The 1,074-nt window shown below is 76.2% G+C and carries 1 protein-coding gene; it reads left to right on the forward strand.

Going from position 1 to position 1,074, the window contains the following annotated elements:
* Positions 1–482 precede the first annotated feature (482 nt).
* Positions 483–1,074 (forward strand): hypothetical protein (locus tag GT354_RS30625; protein ID WP_161359626.1); only part of this gene is annotated, 592 nt, incomplete at its 3' end.

Consider the following 1,074-nt stretch of genomic DNA (forward strand, 5'->3'; position numbering starts at 1 on the left):
CCCTCACGCCGATGCCCGTTGCACCCACCCTGTCGGCCGCTTTGCAGCACCCGCCGGTTACCCGCACCCTCGCGCCGACGCCGGTCGCACCGCCCCTCGCACCCGCCGGTTGGACCCGCTCTCCCGCCGATGCCGGTCGCACCCGCCCCGCCCCTCGCGCCCGTCGCACCCACCCTCACGCCGATGCCCGTCGACCCCCCGTCGCACCCACCCCCTCGCACCCGCCGGCCGTACCCACCCCGTCGGCCGCTTCGCAGCGCCCGCCGGTTACCCGCACCCTCGCGCCGACGCCGGTCGCACCGCCCCTCGCACCCGCCGGTTGGACCCGCTCTCCCGCCGATGCCGGTCGCACCCGCCCCGCCCCTCGCGCCCGTCGCACCCACCCCCTCGCACCCGCCGGCCGCATCCACCCCGTCGGCCGCTTCGCATGGATTGTCCGAAATCCATGCGAAGGGGTCGCGGCGCTCACTACGCTCTGCGACGTGGCGCTATCTCCCGATTCCTGCGGCATCGTGGCCGACTTCGGAACCTGGCTCGCACAGGCGCGGCCGGCCGGTCCGGTCGCATCCGACCCGTGCGACACCGAGCGGATCGTCGACGTGCTCGGTACTCTCCTCGACCTGCGGGTGGCCTGCCTGCACGCGCACGACCACACCCGGTGGCGCGCGCGAGACCTGGACGCGCTGCTCGACACGCTCGTCCCCGCGCACGTGGCGCTGCCGCGGGACGACACGGTGAAACTGGTCGTGCCGGCGGTGCGGCTCTTCCTGGACTTCCTCGACGCCTGCGACCGGGCCCACCCCGACAGCGACGACCGGGCGGAACTGGCCGCGGTACTGGCCGGGCACGAGGGCGAACTCGCGGCCAGGATGGCCGACTCGGCGCGGTGGGGGGCGGCGAAGCGGCTGTTCGTGGCGGGCTATGCCACCGGGCCGGGGCGGGGCAGGGCCTTGCCGGCGATCCCGTTACCCGACGAGGCCGAGCTCGCGCGGGCTGCGGCGCTGGCCCCGTCGTTCGCGGCCGCGATCACGCTTGCGCGGTGGGTCGGGGCGGGTCGGCCGGTCACCGCGACCG

This window comes from Streptomyces sp. SID3343 (assembly GCF_009865215.1).
Lineage (GTDB): Bacteria > Actinomycetota > Actinomycetes > Streptomycetales > Streptomycetaceae > Embleya.